Origin of the sequence: Pseudomonas sp. NPDC089422 (assembly GCF_044749405.1) — a bacterium.
Lineage (GTDB): Bacteria > Pseudomonadota > Gammaproteobacteria > Pseudomonadales > Pseudomonadaceae > Aquipseudomonas.
In genome coordinates, this window is the sequence record NZ_JBIVHW010000030.1 from 1,835 (window position 1) to 3,343 (window position 1,509).

Consider the following 1,509-nt stretch of genomic DNA (forward strand, 5'->3'; position numbering starts at 1 on the left):
TGTCTTCACAGTATAACCAGATTGCTTGGGGTTATATGGTCAAGTGAAGAAGCGCATACGGTGGATGCCTTGGCAGTCAGAGGCGATGAAAGACGTGGTAGCCTGCGATAAGCTTTGGGGAGTCGGCAAACAGACTGTGATCCAGAGATCTCTGAATGGGGGAACCCACTCAGCATAAGCTGAGTATCTTGTACTGAATACATAGGTGCAAGAGGCGAACCAGGGGAACTGAAACATCTAAGTACCCTGAGGAAAAGAAATCAACCGAGATTCCCTTAGTAGTGGCGAGCGAACGGGGACCAGCCCTTAAGTTGATTTGAGATTAGTGGAACGCTCTGGAAAGTGCGGCCATAGTGGGTGATAGCCCCGTACACGAAAATCTCTTGTCAATGAAATCGAGTAGGACGGAGCACGAGAAACTTTGTCTGAACATGGGGGGACCATCCTCCAAGGCTAAATACTACTGACTGACCGATAGTGAACCAGTACCGTGAGGGAAAGGCGAAAAGAACCCCGGAGAGGGGAGTGAAATAGAACCTGAAACCGTATGCGTACAAGCAGTGGGAGCCTACTTGTTAGGTGACTGCGTACCTTTTGTATAATGGGTCAGCGACTTATATTCAGTGGCGAGCTTAACCGAATAGGGGAGGCGTAGCGAAAGCGAGTCTTAATAGGGCGTTTAGTCGCTGGGTATAGACCCGAAACCGGGCGATCTATCCATGGGCAGGTTGAAGGTTAGGTAACACTGACTGGAGGACCGAACCGACTACCGTTGAAAAGTTAGCGGATGACCTGTGGATCGGAGTGAAAGGCTAATCAAGCTCGGAGATAGCTGGTTCTCCTCGAAAGCTATTTAGGTAGCGCCTCATGTATCACTGTAGGGGGTAGAGCACTGTTTCGGCTAGGGGGTCATCCCGACTTACCAAACCGATGCAAACTCCGAATACCTACAAGTGCCGAGCATGGGAGACACACGGCGGGTGCTAACGTCCGTCGTGAAAAGGGAAACAACCCAGACCGTCAGCTAAGGTCCCAAAGTCATGGTTAAGTGGGAAACGATGTGGGAAGGCTTAGACAGCTAGGAGGTTGGCTTAGAAGCAGCCATCCTTTAAAGAAAGCGTAATAGCTCACTAGTCGAGTCGGCCTGCGCGGAAGATGTAACGGGGCTCAAACCATGCACCGAAGCTACGGGTATCATCTTAGGATGATGCGGTAGAGGAGCGTTCTGTAAGCCTGTGAAGGTGAGTTGAGAAGCTTGCTGGAGGTATCAGAAGTGCGAATGCTGACATGAGTAACGACAATGCGAGTGAAAAACTCGCACGCCGAAAGACCAAGGTTTCCTGCGCAACGTTAATCGACGCAGGGTTAGTCGGTCCCTAAGGCGAGGCTGAAAAGCGTAGTCGATGGAAAACAGGTTAATATTCCTGTACTTCCAGTTATTGCGATGGAGGGACGGAGAAGGCTAGGCCAGCTTGGCGTTGGTTGTCCAAGTTTAAGGTGGTAGGCTGA

The 1,509-nt window shown here is 50.6% G+C and carries 1 rRNA gene (running past one end of the window); it reads left to right on the forward strand.

From position 1 onward, the window contains the following. Positions 1–37: 37 nt before the first annotated feature. Positions 38–1,509 (forward strand): 23S ribosomal RNA (locus ACIPZ8_RS27970); it runs 1,498 nt beyond the window's last position.